This is a genomic window from Lactobacillus isalae (genome assembly GCF_947539375.1).
Lineage (GTDB): Bacteria > Bacillota > Bacilli > Lactobacillales > Lactobacillaceae > Lactobacillus > Lactobacillus isalae.
In genome coordinates this window covers 585,683-603,389 of the sequence record NZ_OX443569.1, presented here as the reverse complement: position 1 = coordinate 603,389, position 17,707 = coordinate 585,683, and the positions used below count along the sequence as shown (strand labels likewise).

General features: G+C 35.1%; 16 protein-coding genes. 6 read left to right on the top strand and 10 right to left on the bottom strand.

The features are described 5' to 3' along the window. Positions 1–3: 3 nt before the first annotated feature. Entirely contained in the window at positions 4–549 is a 546-nt protein-coding gene (locus QM512_RS02940; protein WP_282806031.1) for an isochorismatase family cysteine hydrolase, read from the top strand. A gap of 81 nt (positions 550–630) precedes the next feature. Here the strand turns inward: QM512_RS02940 and pyrR (QM512_RS02935) are convergent, their stop codons facing one another. The 7 genes from pyrR (QM512_RS02935) to QM512_RS02905 form a co-directional block, all read right to left on the bottom strand. Next, positions 631–1,167, bottom strand: coding sequence for a bifunctional pyr operon transcriptional regulator/uracil phosphoribosyltransferase PyrR (gene pyrR / locus QM512_RS02935; RefSeq protein WP_282806030.1), 537 nt, complete (start codon positions 1,165–1,167; stop codon positions 631–633). A 27-nt stretch (positions 1,168–1,194) separates the two neighbouring features. Further along, the gene (gene carB / locus QM512_RS02930; RefSeq protein WP_282806029.1) at positions 1,195–4,383 is read right to left on the bottom strand and encodes a carbamoyl-phosphate synthase large subunit; all 3,189 of its coding nucleotides are present in this window, start codon (positions 4,381–4,383) and stop codon (positions 1,195–1,197) included. Beyond that, complete coding sequence (locus QM512_RS02925) at positions 4,376–5,464, bottom strand: carbamoyl phosphate synthase small subunit (protein WP_282806028.1); 1,089 nt, start codon at positions 5,462–5,464, stop codon at positions 4,376–4,378. The genes carB and QM512_RS02925 overlap by 8 nt, the downstream gene beginning before the upstream one ends. Further along, positions 5,461–6,738, bottom strand: a complete 1,278-nt coding sequence (locus tag QM512_RS02920) for a dihydroorotase (protein ID WP_282806027.1) — start codon at positions 6,736–6,738, stop codon at positions 5,461–5,463. The genes QM512_RS02925 and QM512_RS02920 overlap by 4 nt, the downstream gene beginning before the upstream one ends. Continuing rightward, on the bottom strand, positions 6,738–7,694 hold the full coding sequence (locus QM512_RS02915) for an aspartate carbamoyltransferase catalytic subunit (RefSeq protein WP_282806026.1): 957 nt from the start codon (positions 7,692–7,694) through the stop codon (positions 6,738–6,740). The genes QM512_RS02920 and QM512_RS02915 overlap by 1 nt, the downstream gene beginning before the upstream one ends. 146 nt (positions 7,695–7,840) lie before the next feature. Beyond that, on the bottom strand, positions 7,841–8,383 hold the full coding sequence (gene pyrR / locus QM512_RS02910; protein ID WP_282806025.1) for a bifunctional pyr operon transcriptional regulator/uracil phosphoribosyltransferase PyrR: 543 nt from the start codon (positions 8,381–8,383) through the stop codon (positions 7,841–7,843). A gap of 168 nt (positions 8,384–8,551) precedes the next feature. After that, the gene (locus QM512_RS02905; protein ID WP_282806024.1) at positions 8,552–9,475 is read right to left on the bottom strand and encodes a dihydroorotate dehydrogenase; all 924 of its coding nucleotides are present in this window, start codon (positions 9,473–9,475) and stop codon (positions 8,552–8,554) included. 252 nt (positions 9,476–9,727) lie between these two features. Between QM512_RS02905 and pyrF the strand changes: the two genes are divergently transcribed. Beyond that, a complete protein-coding gene (gene pyrF / locus QM512_RS02900) occupies positions 9,728–10,435 on the top strand; it encodes an orotidine-5'-phosphate decarboxylase (RefSeq protein WP_282806023.1) in 708 nt (235 codons plus the stop codon). A gap of 1 nt (position 10,436) precedes the next feature. After that, positions 10,437–11,075: an orotate phosphoribosyltransferase gene (pyrE, locus tag QM512_RS02895; RefSeq protein ID WP_282806022.1), complete on the top strand. Its 639-nt coding sequence runs from the start codon at positions 10,437–10,439 to the stop codon at positions 11,073–11,075. A 75-nt stretch (positions 11,076–11,150) separates the two neighbouring features. Here pyrE and QM512_RS02890 read toward each other — a convergent pair whose 3' ends face one another. Beyond that, the gene (locus tag QM512_RS02890; protein WP_282806021.1) at positions 11,151–12,623 is read right to left on the bottom strand and encodes an FAD-dependent oxidoreductase; all 1,473 of its coding nucleotides are present in this window, start codon (positions 12,621–12,623) and stop codon (positions 11,151–11,153) included. A 110-nt stretch (positions 12,624–12,733) separates the two neighbouring features. Between QM512_RS02890 and QM512_RS02885 the strand changes: the two genes are divergently transcribed. Both QM512_RS02885 and QM512_RS02880 read left to right on the top strand, forming a co-directional pair. Next, a complete protein-coding gene (locus QM512_RS02885; RefSeq protein WP_282806020.1) occupies positions 12,734–13,573 on the top strand; it encodes a LysR family transcriptional regulator in 840 nt (279 codons plus the stop codon). A 174-nt stretch (positions 13,574–13,747) separates the two neighbouring features. Next, positions 13,748–15,343 (top strand): Mbeg1-like protein, encoded by a 1,596-nt coding sequence (locus QM512_RS02880; RefSeq protein ID WP_282806019.1) that lies wholly within the window; start codon positions 13,748–13,750, stop codon positions 15,341–15,343. A gap of 49 nt (positions 15,344–15,392) precedes the next feature. Here the strand turns inward: QM512_RS02880 and QM512_RS02875 are convergent, their stop codons facing one another. Continuing rightward, the gene (locus QM512_RS02875; RefSeq protein WP_282806018.1) at positions 15,393–16,205 is read right to left on the bottom strand and encodes a Cof-type HAD-IIB family hydrolase; all 813 of its coding nucleotides are present in this window, start codon (positions 16,203–16,205) and stop codon (positions 15,393–15,395) included. Between the two features lie 2 nt (positions 16,206–16,207). Then, positions 16,208–17,239, bottom strand: a complete 1,032-nt coding sequence (locus QM512_RS02870; protein WP_282806017.1) for a YdcF family protein — start codon at positions 17,237–17,239, stop codon at positions 16,208–16,210. A gap of 126 nt (positions 17,240–17,365) precedes the next feature. On the opposite strand from QM512_RS02870, the gene QM512_RS02865 reads away from it, so the two are divergent. After that, positions 17,366–17,692 carry a heavy metal-binding domain-containing protein gene (locus tag QM512_RS02865; protein ID WP_282806016.1) on the top strand — a complete coding sequence of 109 codons (327 nt, stop codon included), beginning with the start codon at positions 17,366–17,368 and terminating at the stop codon, positions 17,690–17,692. Positions 17,693–17,707 lie beyond the last annotated feature (15 nt).

Genomic DNA, 17,707 nt, shown 5'->3' with positions numbered 1-17,707 from the left:
AACATGACAAAAGCATTACTAATTATCGACTACACTAATGACTTTATTGCAGACAATGGATCATTAACTTGTGGTAAACCAGCCCAAAAGCTAGAAGATTATTTAATCGAGCTTGCAGATCAATTTTATGAAAATGGTGATTACGTAATTTTTCCAACTGATGGTCATACGGGAGATACATTCAGTCCAGAATACAAACTATTTCCGCCACATAATATTGTTGGCACCCCTGGTCAAGAATTATATGGCAAATTAAAAGAGTGGTACGAAAATCATAAGTCTAGCGATCGTATTTATAAGTTTAATAAAAATCGCTACTCTTCTTTCCAAAATACCAATCTTGATAATTACTTACGTGAGCGTAAAATTGATGATCTTTGGTTAACTGGAGTATGTACTGATATTTGTGTTCTTCACACAGCAGTTAGTGCCTATAATTTAAATTACGGCATCACTATTCCAACTAAGGGAGTTACAACATTTACCGAGCATGGACAAGAATGGGCATTAGACCACTTTAAGAATTCGCTGGGTGCAACTTTAATATAATGTAATGAAATTAAATAATAACAAGTAAGCTGTATCAGTTTTACAAACAATGATACAGCTTATTTTCTTTGATTAAAATTTCTATTTCAAATTGATTAGTTCAATGCTATCAATACCGTCAATTTCACTGACATTAACCGCTACTTGCTCATTAAGTGACGTTGGAATATTTTTACCCACAAAATCAGCTCTAATCGGTAATTCTCGATGTCCTCGATCAACTAAAACAGCTACAGAAATCGACTTTGGTCGACCATTTGCAATCAAGGCATCCATTGCTGCTCTAATTGTACGTCCAGTATAGAGAACATCATCTACTAAGACAATATTTTTATTAGTAATATCCAGATCTGCAGGCTCTAAATCAGATATTGTTACTTGACTAGGGTCGCTTTTTTGATCATCCCGATAAGGAGTAATATCTAATTCACCTACTGGAATCTCTACCTTTTCGACCTCTTTAAGTCGGTCACGCATTCTACGAGCTAAATACACTCCACGCGTCTTAATACCTACCAATACTAGGTCTTCTACTCCCTTATTTCTTTCAATAATTTCATATGTAATTCTGACAAGAGCTCGCTTCATCGCAAGCTTATCCCAAATTTCTTTTGCCATTATATCTCTTCCTTAATCAAGTTTTTTCTATTTCAAGGCGTCTGTCGCAAATGATCTATTTTCAAGAGAAGTTAAAAGGGCATCTGCTGTGTCAAGAGCAGTCAACAATGGAACATTTTGTTGAATGGCCATTTGTCTAATAATAAAGCCATCCGAGTTCTTTTCAATATCATGTCCCATGGTATTAATCACTAGATCAATCTTTCCATCTCTTAATTCATTCAAGATATTATCATCTTCATTTTCGTTTTCATGAACTTTGGTTACTAAATCAACATGCAAGCCATTATTCTTTAAAAAGTCAGCTGTCCCCTTGGTAGCAAAGATTCGATAACCAATTCTAGCAAACCGCTTAGCTATTGGTAAAATCTTATCTTTATCTCTATCTTCAATTGTCAATAAAACATTTCCGTTTTCAGGTAGCTGCATCTTAGCTCCCGCAAAGGCCTTATAAAGTGCTTTAGCAAAAGTATGGTCGCTTCCCATTACTTCGCCAGTTGACTTCATTTCAGGTCCAAGATATGAATCCACATCTGCTAGCTTACTAAAACTAAAGACAGGAGCCTTAACACTAATCATTTCTGGCTCTGGTGCAAGACCATCGCTATATCCTTGCTCTGCTAAGCTTTCTCCCATAATTACTTTAGTTGCAACTTGCGCCATTTCAATTCCAGTTATCTTACTTAAAAATGGTACTGTTCTACTTGCACGAGGATTTACTTCGATTACATAAACTTCGCCATTTCTTACAATAAACTGAATGTTCATAATTCCAATACAATTAAGTGTAAGGGCAAGTTTTCGAGTAACGTCCATAATCTTCTCTTTGACGTCATCAGTAAATGTTTGTGGTGGATAAACAGCCATTGAATCACCTGAGTGAACACCAGCATGTTCAATATGCTCCATAATTCCAGGCAATAAGACATCATGTCCATCACAAATTGCATCAACGTCGCATTCTCGACCATCTAAGTAATCATCAATTAGAATTGGATGATCGGCTGCAATATCTACATGATCGTGCAAATATTCTTCAAGTTCGCTCTTACTATAAACAATTTCCATTGCTTTTCCCCCAAGCACATAACTTGGACGAACTAAGACTGGGTATCCCAACTCTTCAGCAGCTTTAATTACTCCCTCATGCGTTGTAGCAGTTAACCCCTTTGGCTGGTTAAGCTGAAGTTTTTTAATAATTTGGTCAAATAATTCACGATCTTCTGCACGGTTAAGATCTTTAACCGTCGTTCCTAAAATTTTAACGCCATGCTTTTCTAAACCGGCCGCTAAATTAATAGAAGTTTGACCACCAAATTGAACAATGACACCTTCCGGCTTTTCTAAGTCACAAACATTTAAGACATCCTCTAATGTTAAAGGTTCAAAGTAAAGTTTATCCGAAATTGAAAAATCAGTTGAAACAGTTTCTGGGTTTGAGTTAATAACAATTGCTTCATAGCCCATTTTTTGCAGTGCTTTAACACAGTGAACTGTTGCATAATCAAACTCAACACCCTGTCCAATTCTAATTGGACCAGAACCAATAACAATAACTGATTTCTTTCCAGACTTATGTGATTCATTTTCGCCGTCATAAGTTGAATAGAAGTAAGGTGTTTTTGATTCAAATTCGGCTGCACACGTATCAACCATTTTATAAACCGGGATAATACCATGCTTTTTACGTAAATCTCTAACTTGATCAGTTTTTTCATTCCATAAAGCAGCTATAGTTGGATCGCTAAAGCCATACTTCTTAGCTAAACATAAAATTTCAGGATCATCTTTATTTTCTTTAATGGACTTTTCCATCTCTACCATATGACTAACAATATCTAAGAAGTAGAAATTGATTTTGGTTAATTCATGTACATCTTCAATGCTATATCCTCTTCTAAACGCTTCAGCTAAATAGAAAAGACGATCATCTTGCGCTTTAACTAATTTTTGTTCTATTTCTTCATCACTTGCTTGGTGAGCTTTTTCGGAAAATAAATCTTTTTCATCAATTTCTAGTGACCTTACTGCCTTCTGCATTGCTTCTTCAGCAGTTCGACCAATCGCCATTACTTCACCAGTTGCCTTCATTTGCGTTCCCAAAGTACGGTCAGCTTTAGAGAACTTATCAAATGGCCAACGTGGAATTTTGCAAACAACATAGTCTAATGCTGGTTCAAATTCGGCATAAGTAGTTCCAGTTACCGGATTCTTAATTTCATCTAAAGTCATCCCAATTGCAATTTTAGCTGCCATTTTAGCAATCGGATAACCTGTCGCTTTTGAAGCAAGAGCACTCGACCTTGACACTCTTGGGTTAACTTCAATCACATCATATTCAAAACTATTTGGATCTAGGGCAAGCTGTACATTACAGCCACCTTCAATTTTAAGAGCACGAATCAAACGCAAAGAGCAATCCCTAAGCATTTGATATTCTTTATCGCTTAAAGTTTGGCTAGGTGAAAAAACAATTGAATCTCCTGTATGAATTCCGACGGGATCAAAGTTTTCCATACAACAAACAATCATCGCATTATCATCGTGGTCGCGCATTACTTCAAACTCAATTTCTTTATAGCCAGCGATTGATTTTTCAATTAAACATTCAGTAACTGGCGAAAGTTCTAATCCATTTTTTACAATTTCAGCTAATTCTTCATCACTATGACATATTCCGCCACCAGTTCCACCCATTGTAAATGCTGGTCTAACAATGATTGGATAGCCTATTTCATCTCCAAATTCGAGAGCATCTTCAACCGTATTAACAGTTTTCGACGGAGGAACAGGTTCACCTAATTTTTTACATAATTCTTTAAATTTCTCTCTATCTTCTGCCTGTTCAATTGAAGATAATTTTGTCCCTAATAGCTCAATATTTAATTCATCTAAAATTCCAATTTTAGCCAAAGCTAGGGCCATGTTTAACCCTACTTGGCCTCCAAGAGTTGGTAGAATTGCATCTGGATATTCCTGTCTAATAATTCTAGAAATTGATTCTACTGTTAATGGTTCAATGTAGACCTTATCAGCAATGGTTGTATCAGTCATGATTGTTGCCGGATTTGAGTTAACTAAAACTACCTCATAACCTTCTTCGCGAAGAGCTAAACAAGCTTGCGTTCCTGAATAATCAAACTCAGCAGCTTGACCAATAATAATTGGACCAGAACCAATCACCATAATTTTATGAATATCTGTTCTCTTAGGCATGACGCTCTTCTTCCTTTCTTTGGTCAATCATTGACATAAAATCATCAAATAGTGAGTCTTCATCATGAGGTCCTGGTGTTGCATCAGGGTGAAATTGGACTGAAAATGCAGGGTATTTTTTATGGCGTAGCCCCTCAACGGTACCATCATTTACCTCAACATGAGTAATCATTAAATTCTCTTTATCAATTGAATCGGGATCAACTGCATAACCGTGATTTTGTGAAGTAAAACCAATATTACCAGTTGCAATCTCTCTTACTGGATGGTTAAAACCACGGTGTCCAAATTTCATCTTGTAGGTTTTAGCACCATTAGCAAGCGCAAAAACTTGGTGTCCCATACAAATTCCAAACAAAGGAACATGTTTTTCAACTTCTTGAACCATTTTTGCGGCTTCAATCATTTCTTCTGGGTCTCCTGGGCCATTTGATAAAAGCACACCATCTGGATTAAGGTTTAAAATTTCATCAGCAGTTGCAGTGTAAGGTAAAACAATACAGTTACAGTCTCTTTCAGCTAATTCTCGTAAAATACTATGCTTAATTCCAAAATCAATAACAACAATATTACGTTTAGATCCTGGAACTGGATAAGAGTTCTTAGTTGAAACTCGGCTAATCACACCTTGAGTAATATTTTTTTCTTTTAATTCTTGTGCAATTTTAGCAGCATTTTCTTTTGAATCAGTAATTTTTCCTTTCAAAGCACCGTGAATTCTAAGTTTCTTAACCAATTCACGCGTATCAATTCCTTGCACCCCAGGAATATTTAATTGTTTTAAAAATTTCGGTAAAGTCGTCTGCATTCTCCAGTTATCTGGACGACGAGCAACCTGGTGACAGACCACGCCTTTAATTTGTGGTTCAAGCGATTCATAGTCGGCTAGAGTAATTCCGTAATTTCCGATTAATGGATTAGTAAAAACTAAAATCTGATCAGCATAACTTTGATCAGTAATTGCTTCTTGGTAGCCAGTCATACCAGTTGTAAAAACAACTTCACCACTGCTTTCACAATCTGCGCCAAAAGCATCTCCTGCATAAATACTACCATCTTCTAAAATTAAGTAGCGTTTCATTTTGTTCCCCTTTGATATACAACTTCACCATCAACAAGCGTCATCACTGTTTCGCCATATACTTTTTGACCAGTAAATGGCGTATTTACACCTTTTGACTTAAAATCCGCTTCCTTGATTTCGTTTTCATGTTCAATATCAAAAATTGCAATATCCGCATTTCTTCCTGGCTCTAGAACTCCTGCATTCTTAATTCCAAATACCTTAGCAGGCTGATCACTAAAAAGTGCCAAAAGCTGTTCAAGACTTAATACTTTTTCTTCTTTTACAAATTTAGTGTAGAGCGTACTAAACGCAGTCTCGCTACCAGTGATTCCAAAAGCTGCATCTTTCATACCGCCCTGCTTTTCACTTTTTGCATGTGGTGCATGATCAGTAGCAATCAAGTCAATTGTTCCGTCTAAGAGACCTACTAAAAGAGCTGCTTGATCTTCTTTGCTTCTTAGAGGTGGATTCATTTTGAAATAGCCATTGTCTTTAGGAATATCGCTGTCAGTCAATAAAATGTGGTGAGGAGCAACTTCACAAGTTACGTTAATTCCACGTGCTTTAGCCAAACGCACAAGTTCAACACTCGTCTTGGTTGAAACGTGGCAAATATGATAGTGAACTCCAGTCTTTTGTGCTAAAAGCAGGTCACGAGCAATTTGCGTAGTTTCTGCAAGTTCAGTAACTGGCGGTAAATCTAGCTTTTCAGCAGCTATGCCTTCATTAACTATTCCCTTATTAAAGAGTGAATCATCTTGTGCGTGACTAGCAATAATTAAGTTATTTTCTTTAGCCTTTTGCATGGCTAAATACATTGTCTGCGCATTTTGAACGCCATGTCCGTCATTACTTAGGGCAAAGGCGCCAGCTTGTTTTAAAGCTGCATAGTCAGGGATAATGTCGGTAGTTTCATCATTAGTGATTGGGCCATATTGAAAAATATGAACTATTCCTTTGCTCTTGTTCTCCTCAACCATTTTTTTCATTAATTCAGGTGTATTAGGAACGGGAGTAACATTTGGCATTGCACCAACAGTGGTAAAACCGCCATGGGCAGCTGCTTGACTACCAGTTTTGATATTTTCTTTATAGGTTTGGCCTGGATCACGGTAATGAACATGAACATCCACTAATCCAGGACTAACGAGCATCCCTTTTGCATCAATTACCTTTTCAGCCTTCAAGTCTTCTCCAATAGCCTTAATTTTTTTATCTTCAATTAAGACATCGGCCTTAATTAAGCGACCATTTTGGTAAACTGTTCCATTTTTTATTACAGTTGCCATTACTTAAGTCCTCCCAATTTTCTTCCACGCAAAACTGCTTCAATCATTGCCATTCTCATAAATACACCATTCTGCATCTGGCGAGTAAACATACACTTGTCACTTTCAACTAAGTCTCCGCTTAACTCAACATCGTGATTAATTGGGCCCGGATGCATAATAATTGCGTCTGGCTTTAGTGCTTGGTAGCGTTCATGGTTAATGCCATATTTATCATGATATGCTTTGGCATCAAAATTCTTTTCGTTAGGATCATCGCTATGTCTTTCATGTTGCACTCTCAAGAGCATCATGACATCCATTTCCGGGATTAGTTTATCTAGCTTTTCATACTTTCCATATTTATCAAACTTACTTGAATACCAGTACTCAGGACCCGAGAAGTAAACTTCAGCACCTAGTCTAGTCAATAATTCCATATTGCTCTTTGCAACACGTGAGTTAGTAATATCACCAACAATTGCAACCTTTAATCCTTTAAAATGATTAAAATGTTCATGAATAGTCATCATATCTAATAAGCATTGACTAGGATGTTGTCCACTTCCATCCCCAGCATTGATCACGCCAATATTTAAATGTTGATGCTTTTTAGGACTAATTAAATCTTGATAGTATTCATTTTGTGGATGACGAATCACTTCAACATTTACGCCAACTGCATCCATAATCAGAGACGTATCATAAAGTGTCTCTCCCTTATTAACTGAAGAATGAGCTGGATCAAAAGGTATTACAGTTAAACCTAATTTTCTCTCAGCCATTTCAAAACTTGTATGCGTTCTGCTTGAATCTTCAAAAAACATGTTTGAAATATACACTGGTTGAGTTAAATGAAGTCTTGCTCCACCATTTTTAAAGTACTCTGCACGCTTAATTAGAGCTTCAACTTCTTCAACACTTAAATTTTCTACGCTAACGAAATGTGGTAAACTAACAAGATTCAATTTTTCCATTTTTTATTCTTTCTAAACAAAAAGGCCTGAAGCATTTAATTGCTCCAGGCCTATTTTTCATATTCTGGCATACGAAAAATATAGCAACCCTTCTGGCCCTCTCTGGAGTCAATTAAATGGTTGACTATTAAATTAATATTTCTAAACTACTTTGGTAAAGATTTTAGTTCAACTGAATCCTTACCATCTTTTTCTACCATCTTAACTGCAACTTGTTCGTCAGCTGCTGTTGGAATGTTTTTACCAACAAAATCTGCTCTAATTGGTAATTCTCGATGTCCTCGATCTACCAAAACTGCTACTTTAATTGAACTTGGACGTCCATCATCCATTAATGCATCCATTGCTGCTCGAATTGTACGACCAGTATAGATTACATCATCAATTAAGATCACTTTTTTATCATTGATATCAACGCTTATTTTGTTTGAATTAATCACTGGATCTTGCTTCAAGGAAGCATCATGACGGTCATCACGGTAAAGCGTAATATCCAATTCATCAACTGGAACATCAACATCTTCCAATTTTTGAATACGATCATGAATTCTCTTAGCTAAGTAAACACCACGCGTCTTAATTCCGATCAAAACTAGATTATCGGTTCCCTTATTTTGTTCAATAATTTCATAAGTAATTCGAGTTAATGCACGCTTCATTGCTAATGCATCCCAAATTTCCTTTGCCATATTTTCCCTCCTGGTCTTGCCCATGAAAAAAGCTCCTAGTTATTTGAGACTAGGAGCTTATAGTAAAGTCATACTTATTTAAGCCTGCCTTGCTAGCCTCACGGGACTAATTTTAAAGGACATTCATTGCTTTAAAATTACTGTAATTTAAGATTTTTGTCAAGCAATTTAATTAAATTCAACTTTGTTTATTAAGTCATTAATATCTTCAATGCCTAACTTTTCTAATTCCTTTGGCAAATCATCGGCAATATGCTTTGACGCAATACTGTCTTTAAAGTGAGCAGTACCTACTGCAACAGCATTTGCACCGACCAACATAAATTTAATTACATCTTTAGCTGAGTTAATGCCGCCCATGCCAATAATTGGCAGACTTGTACTTTGACGAACTTGGTAAACCATTCTAAGTGCTACTGGTTGAACAGCTTCGCCAGAGAGTCCACCAATATTATGACCTAGACTTGGCTTTCTAGTTTCAATATCAATGTCCATTCCCAAAAGAGTGTTAATCAAAGATAACCCATCAGCTCCGCCTTTCTCAGCCGCTTTAGCGATTTGCGTAATATCAGTCACATTAGGCGTTAGCTTCACATAAATTGGAACACTAGTAACTGCTTTAATTTTCTTAGTCAAAGATTCAACAACTTCTGGATGAACTCCAAAACTCATGCCGCCTTGATGTACATTAGGACAAGAAACATTAATTTCTAAGGCATTAACTAAACCAGAATCAGATAATTTCTTGGCTACTTCAACATATCCTGCTTCATCTTCCCCTCCGACACTAGCCATGATTGGTAAATCGGGATAATTCTGGCGCAGAGGAGTCAATTTATCTTTAATCACCGCATCAACACCAGGATTTGTTAAACCTACTGAATTTAAAACCCCGGTATTCAAGACTGATATTTGTGGTTGAGGGTTACCAGTAGTTGCATGAGGTGTAGTTGTCTTAATAACCATCGCACCTAAATCATTTAAATCAAACTTCTTAGCTGCAGGTACATCCCCAAAACCAAAAGTTCCACTTGCTGGCATAACTGGATTTTTTAAATCTAATCCTGGTAATTTTACGTGCGTATTAATCATATTTTCCTCCAAAATGAATGCTCACTGTCATTCGATTATTTTTTCAAGAACTGATTGTACACGCTTTTTTTATTTTTTCAAAGTTAAAAATTTTATTTGTAATTCTCGACCGAAGGTGCTAAACTTCATTTTGATTAAACTTTAAACGGTACAGAGAGACCGCAAGTTAAAACTTATTGGCTTAAATTATCTGGAAAAGTCTATACCTAGTGTCTCTCTGCGCTCGGTATAGACTTTTTTTATGGAGGAAAAATGACAAGACCAGTTATCGTTGCCTTAGATTTAGACAATGAAAAAAAATTAAATGAGCTCTTACCTAAACTTGGTAAAGCAGAAAATGTTTTTATTAAAATCGGAATGGAACTCTTTTTTAATGAAGGACCAGTAATTGTTAAAAATTTGTCTAAGCAAGGTTACCAGATTTTCTTAGACTTAAAAATGAACGATATTCCTAATACCGTCTATAATGGTGCTAAAGCATTGGCTCATTTAGGAATTACTTATACTACCGTTCATGCATTAGGTGGCAGTCAAATGATTAAAGCAGCAAAAGATGGCTTAATTGCTGGCACACCGGTCGGTAAAAACGTCCCTAAGTTACTAGCTGTTACAGAATTAACTTCAATTTCTGATGATATTTTGCATGAAGAACAAAATTGTAATCTATCAATGAATCAGCAAGTTTTAAGTTTAGCTAATACTGCTAAAAAAGCAGGAGCTGATGGAGTAATTTGTTCACCGTTAGAAGTTAATAATTTACGCCAAAATGTTGGCGATGACTTTTTATACGTCACTCCTGGCATTCGCCCAGCAGGAAACGCCAAAGATGATCAATCTAGAATAGCAACGCCAGCTCAAGCAAAAGAATGGGGTTCAAGTGCTATTGTTGTAGGCCGTCCAATTACCCTAGCAAGTGACCCAGAAGCAGCATATGAAGCAATTAAAAAGGAGTTCAACTAAAATGCATAAAGATCAAATCATCAGCCAATTAATCAAAGAAAAAATTATTACTATTTCACCCGACAAATCATTTACATACGCTAGTGGAATGCTTTCCCCAATCTATACAGACTTGCGTTTAACTGTTTCCTATCCTGAATTACGCGATACGATTGCCAGTGACTTAGCTAACTTAATCGCAAAAGAATTTCCTGAAGCAACAATCATTGGAGGCGTTGCAACTGCAGGAATTCCACATGCTGCTCTAGTTGCTGAAAAACTGCATCTACCTATGATTTATGTTAGACCTAAGCCAAAAGACCACGGAAAAGGTCGCCAAATTGAGGGACGTTTTTCTAAAAATGACAAAATAGTTTTAATTGATGATTTAATTACTACTGGTGGTTCAGTCCTCAATGCAGTTAAAGCAACAGAAAAAGATGGTGGTCAAGTAATTGGAGTTTCTTCAATCTTCACTTATTACCTACCAGATGCCAAAGAAAACTTTAAAAAAGCAAATGTGAAATATGCACCGCTTCTCTCCTACCCTGAATTGCTTAAAAAAGAAAATGAATCAGGTCATATTACTAGTGAACAATATGATGTCTTAAAGACCTGGCATAAAGATCCCTGGGCTTGGAGCAAGCAATTTAATAATTAATATTTGAATAAAATTAAAAACAGGCATGATCCGTCGTAAAGATGACATCATGTCTGTTTTTTGGTGTTTTACTAATTATCTTTTTACAAATTCACTAGCCTTTTCACCAGCAATTCTACCTGAATTCCAAGCAAAGGCATTACTTAATCCTTCAATTGTAGGATATGAAGAATCAAATAAACCAGAAGCATTGTTTCCAACAGCATAAACACCTGGAATTATATTTCTTTTAGCATTCAAAGCTTCAAAATTCTCAGTAACTAGTCCTCCACCAACAGTTCCTAAAGTAGTTGAGTTAGCTCTAACAGCATAAAATGGACCTTCATGGACTTTTATATTCATGAACTTATTATTCTTGTAAAAATCAGTATCTTGTCCATTTTCTACTAATTGATTATATCGACTTACCTCATGCGTTAAAATATCAGGACTAACGTTTATTTTTTCAGCAAGTTCTTTAAGGTTATTTGCCTTAACAGCAGCCTCTTCATTAATTGCTTCTCGCAAATCTCCTTCAATATTCTCAAACGGTCCAACCTTATAAGTCATTGGTTTACCATCTAAAAGTCTAAAAGTTCGTTCGAATGAATTGGTCCAATTCAGGGCATTTTTCTTTAAATAATCAACTAATTTTTGATCAATCAAGAAATAATAATAGCCACCATTTGCATAGACTGTATCGCCCCAGAGAGCAAAGTCATATACTATATCCTCATTTGTGAATCTTTTACCCTCGCTATTGACCCATAAAAATGGAAGATTTGTTAAGGTAAATATAGTATTGTTATGCCATTTTCTATTTTTCTTTGAAAAGACCGTAGCGGCATGATTTTCAAAAATACGCTTATAATCGTCTATCCCGCCAACTTCTCTTAGCATTCGCAATCCGTCACCAGTTGCTTTTCTTTCACCCATTGAATATAAATTATTTGGATCAATTGCTAAGCTTTTACTAATTTCATCTTTATTTCCGACAAAACCACCATCAGCTAAAATGACGGCTTTAGTTGCTAAAGTTACGGCCTTTCCTTTATTAATTATTTCAAGTCCAGTTACTTCATTATTTTCATTTCTAATAATTTTATTACCAGTAGTTTCAGTCATTAAGACCCCACCAGCCTTAATAAAATTATCCATTACTCTTCTAAAACCATTAAACTTATCAATAAATTGATGGTAAGTTCTCGGATGATTTTGATGAACCTCTTGCGTATTAGTTACTAATTCAGTATCTAATCCATTATCTTTCATCCATTGAATGGTTGAAGCTGATTTTTCTAAGATTTTTTTAGTCATTCTGGCATTTGAAGAATGATGAGTATAGTTAATAATCTCCTCATATGCATCTTTAATACTATATTTTTCTCCACTCGCCTTTTGAGCTTCACTCTCAACTGCAAAAAGTCCTTGTGCGCCAAACATTCCGGCACCACCAAATTTATTTCCCTTTTCAAGCAAGGCTACTTTTGCACCATTTTGCGCCGCAGCAAGAGCAGCACTTATACCCGAAGCACCAGCACCTACAACAGCAATATCGTATTTCTCCATATCCGACACCTCATTTCTATCTTCATTATATGAGTTTATTAAGCTTAGGCTTTCTATATTGTACTAACGCAGAGTAAAGGTTAGACTTAACTCTGAAAGGGCTTAAAATTATGTATACTCAAGAATTAAATACTTTTATTACTGTAGCAGAATTAGGAAGTTTTTCAGCTGCATCAAGAAAACTATATATTTCAAAGTCGGCAATCACACAACAAATCAACTTATTAGAAAAAAAGATCGATTGTGTTCTTTTTGACCGTAATTCACACGGTGTCTATTTAACTGAGGCTGGTAAAATATTTTTAATTCAAGCTCGAAAAATACAAAATATTTTTTCAGAAACTAGCCAAATTATGCAGAACTATAAAAATACGATTATAGTTGGAACTGGTTATCTTAGTACAACGAATTTTCTTGAAGATTACTGGAACAAATTCTCTAAAAATCAATTCTTCGAACTTAAATTCAAAGAAATTAAAGATTATGAAAATATTCCCAGCGATGTTGATTTAATAGAAGCGATTTACGCTAGCGAACCTATGCCCAAACAGGATTTTTTATTCAAAAAAGTTTCAACTTCTCCCCTTTTAATAGGAGTTCCACCAAAAAACAAATTGGCTACTAAAAAAATTATAAGTATGAATGATTTAAAGGATCAAATTATTTTACTAATTAAAAAAAGTATTTTTAATAAAACTCCTGAAATAGAAACTTATTTAACTAAACATTGTAAAAACATCAATATTCAAAATTATGCTGTCTACAACAGAGCCGCTGTTAACGAAGCTTTATTAAGCAATCAACTTATTTTAGTTCCTCAATCCCTTTCTGATTTGTGTAAGCCATTTGTTTTGAAAGAAGTTGACTGGAATTTCAATGTTGATATTGGCTTTTTTTATCGTACTAGTGCTAATAAACTTACACATAATTTTATTAACTCTATTTCGTAGCAACAGACTCAGATCTATTCTTCCATTTCCAAGTTAATCCATTCCTTCATTACAACATGTGTTAGACTTAAGAAGAGTAAGTGATTTTCCCTTTTATTAGCATTTTGTTAATAAAAAATACAACATTTTTATTTATAATAAATAATTATAATAGGCAGAAAGGATGGATAAAATATGGATACAAATAATATTTTGTCTTATATAAAATGGCGTGGCGATATTTCCCTTTCTGCACGACCATTTGATGAAGTAGACGCGTTAGTAATTGCCACATTTTCTTATATCCATCTTGATGGAATTGTTTCCGATTCAGACAAAGAGGTATCAATTAAAGAAGTTGCAAAAAAATATTTTAATTCATCAAATCAAAATCTAGATCATTATAAGTATCAGGATTTACTTAAGTTAATGGCTAATTCAGTTCGATTTGGGGATGCTAAATTATCTTATTTCGCAGACGTTCTAACTGACCGAATTCAATTTTCTGCAGTCAAAATTAGTCTCGATAATGATACTAATTATATTTCTTTTAGGGGTACCGATGATTCTTTAGTTGGCTGGAAAGAGGACTTTGAAATTAGTTTTAGAACAACCGGAGCCCAAAAATACGCTTTAAAGTATCTTACTAATATCTTAAAAACCACCAAGCAAGTTTATAGCTTAGCTGGTCACTCTAAAGGTGGAAATCTAGCAGAATACGCGGCGGTTAACTTACCAGACAATCTAAAAGAACAAATTAAAACCATTTATACTTTTGACAGTCCAGGTTTAAGTACTCAAGTCGATGGGGTAACTGATAAGTTAAAGCGCTATGTCCCAGAATTTAGTATTATTGGACGTCTTTTTGAACCAGAAAATATTACTCCAACAATTTTAGTCAGCGATCGACCTAAACTTGCTCAACACGATCCAATGAGCTGGGAGGTAAGTGGTTCTCATTTTATCACCAGAGCCCACCGTAATCCTACTTCTAAAATATACAATCAAATTATCAACCAATGGATTGGCGAAGCAAATCTTCAAGAGCGTGAAGCTTTAACTAATGACCTCTTCAACGCTTTTGCTGCTAGTGGAGCGACCAAAATTACTGAACTTAATAAAAACGGTTTTGGTGGATTCGGTGCAATCCTCTTTTCACTTGCCGATTCATCACGAAGAACTCGGTTTGTGCTTGGCAGTTTATGGGAAACAATTTGGCGTAGTATCAAGGCAACTCACCTAGAAAAATTATTTATAACACCTAATTCCATTATCGGCTGGGTTTTAATTATTTTAGGTATTGTAGATCTTATGACTCCGGATTATGCCTATCGAGCTTTTGGTGTCTTAGTTGCTATCTTTTGTGTTGGCTGGAGTGGCTATCATATTATCGAAGCAGCTAACTCTCATTTGCTTCCTAAGCCGAAACGTTTCTTTATCATTACCTATCTGATTGTCTTTGCTTTAGCTGTTGCAATTATTTCTAACAACCGCTTATTAACCTTCCTAGCTCATTATGTCTTAGGAATCTTTCTAATTGGTTTTGCCTATGTCAGGTTGCGTAATGTTATTGTTAAAAACAAAAAAAACGGTATTTTTAGAAATATCATTGATACACTTGAAAGCTTAATTGCTTTTGCGGCAGGAATTATCGTAATTGTAAATCCTAATTATTTCAGTCGACAAGCAGTAATTATTTTAGGCATTTTGTTAATTGTCTATGGTCTCTTCCAGCTAATAATGGAATTGTTCAAACAAAGGCGATTAAAAATGCCACCTAAACATCGTTAAGAAATTAAATAAGACTTTCGGAAATTGCTCCGAAAGTCTTTTATTTTATCTACAGAATTTTTTCAATTGCTTCTGCAACTCCATCATGATCACAATCTTTAGTAATCATTTGAGCTGCATTCTTAACAGCTAGCACGGCATTTCCCATAGCTACCCCAGTTCCTGCATATTTGATCATACTTAAATCGTTTTCCTCGTCACCAATAGCCATTAAATTTTTACTACTTAAATTTAATCTTTTACATAAAAACTCCAAAGCATTTCCTTTTGAGACCCCTTTTGGATTAGCTTCATAATAAAATGGTGCAGTTTTAGTAAAGGTAATTTCATTATCAAGATGAGAAAACGGAGTATGGTCTGCAATTTTCTTATCTAACAATTTTTGCTCGTCTACATACATGCATTTAATAATTGGAATATTTTTCATTTCCTCTGGAGTTCGATAAGAAATTCCTAAATTCACTAAATTAGCCTCATACAAAGTATAATCGCCAATATCACGATCTGCTGTATAAATTCGATCTGGAGCTGATGCATGAAAATGCAAACCTAATTTTAAGGCAATTGTCTCTAAATCCAAATAATTATCATAAGTTAATTTCTTTTCAAATAATACTTCTCCAGAAGTTGTTTCAACCACGCCACCACCAAAACAAACAACATATTGATCATTTTGATTATCTAAGCCCAACTCTTCAAGGATTTGCTTTGCACCACTTAATGGTCTCCCGGTAGCAATAACAATTTTTATTCCGGCATTTTTAGCTTTCAAAATTGCATTTTTTACCTTTTGCGTTAACTTCTTTTTGGAATTTAACAATGTTCCATCAACGTCGATTGAAATTATTTTTATCTTTTCCATTTTTACAGCCTCAATAATGCTAATCCTAAAACTCCTAAACCAATACATATCACTACGCTTAATTGAAGGCGCCAAGTAATTGTTAGATATGCAATGAATTCACGCACAAATGCATTTAAAGTAAAGTACCACTTAGTTTTGGCTCCGTAGCCAGTACAATCTAAGCCCATTCTTTTAGCGAGGACCAATGCACGATATACATGATAGGAATTTGTTACAATTGCAAAACGCGAATTTGGTTTCATTAATTTATGTGAAAAAGCCAAATTTTGTCTAGTTGTCTTCGACTTATCTTCAACAATAATATCCTCTTTAGAAATTCCTTTTTCTTCTGCGTATTTTGCCATTGCAACTGCTTCTGGAATCTCCTCTCCAGGTCCTTGTCCACCTGACATGATTATTTTCGATCCTGGATTATTACGATAAACCTCAATTCCGCGATTAATTCTTGCTGCAAGTAATGGCGTTACCTTTTTACCCATTAACCCTGCTCCAAGAACGACAATATAGTCTAGCTTCTTAGTTTTGAAATTAATTAAATTAATCCAAGAAGTTAAAGTGTACATCATCATGATAAAAATCAAGTAAATGATGGTTAAATTAACAAATAAATAAAGATAAGTTCCAAAACTATCGCGAGTTAATCGTCCCACTAATGGAAATAGGAATAAATAAAAAATAATTCCAATCCCCATTGCCAAAGATAAAAAATTAGTCCATCGATTACCTTCTCGAATTAAAATTTTGATCCCATTGTAAATAAACATAATAATTAATGTTGCAATAAAGGCAAAGATAAAAAACATTAATGCCATCAAAATTATTACGAAAACAATTAGAACAAACTGATGCGTAAGGGGAAAGACTTCAGCAGCAATCATCAAACTAACCGCTGTAAAGAGACCAAAAGTAATTATCGTCCATACTAATGTCATTCCTGACCAAAGGCTTCGTCTTTCATGGGTTAGAACCCATATAAATGTTCCCAAAGCTAGTAAAAATAAAACTAATACAATTGAAAATGATAAGAGCACTTATCATTTCACCACCTTTATCTATTGTAAGCTGCATGCTTACTTTTTTCTTAATTATACAAAAATAATTGCCTTGCTGCCTTTGCTTCAGTATAATTAAGAAAATATTTTTTAGGAGGAATTAAAATGTCAAATCAACTTCTAGTGACAACTACCGAAACCATTCCTAATCAAAAATACGAAATTATTGGTGAAGTTTTTGGTGTTACTACTCAGTCCAAGAATGCCCTTCGAGACTTGGGTGCTGGTTTAAAAAGTATTGTTGGTGGCGAAATTAAAGCCTATACTTCAATGTTAGTTGAATCAAGAGACAAAGCTATTAACCGTCTTCGTAAAAATGCCGTAGAGATGGGCGCTGATGCTGTAGTTATGATGCGTTTTGATTCAGGCTCTATCGCAGGCGATATGCAATCTGTCGTTGCTTACGGAACTGCCGTTAAATTTATTGACTAATTTAAAAGACTGACC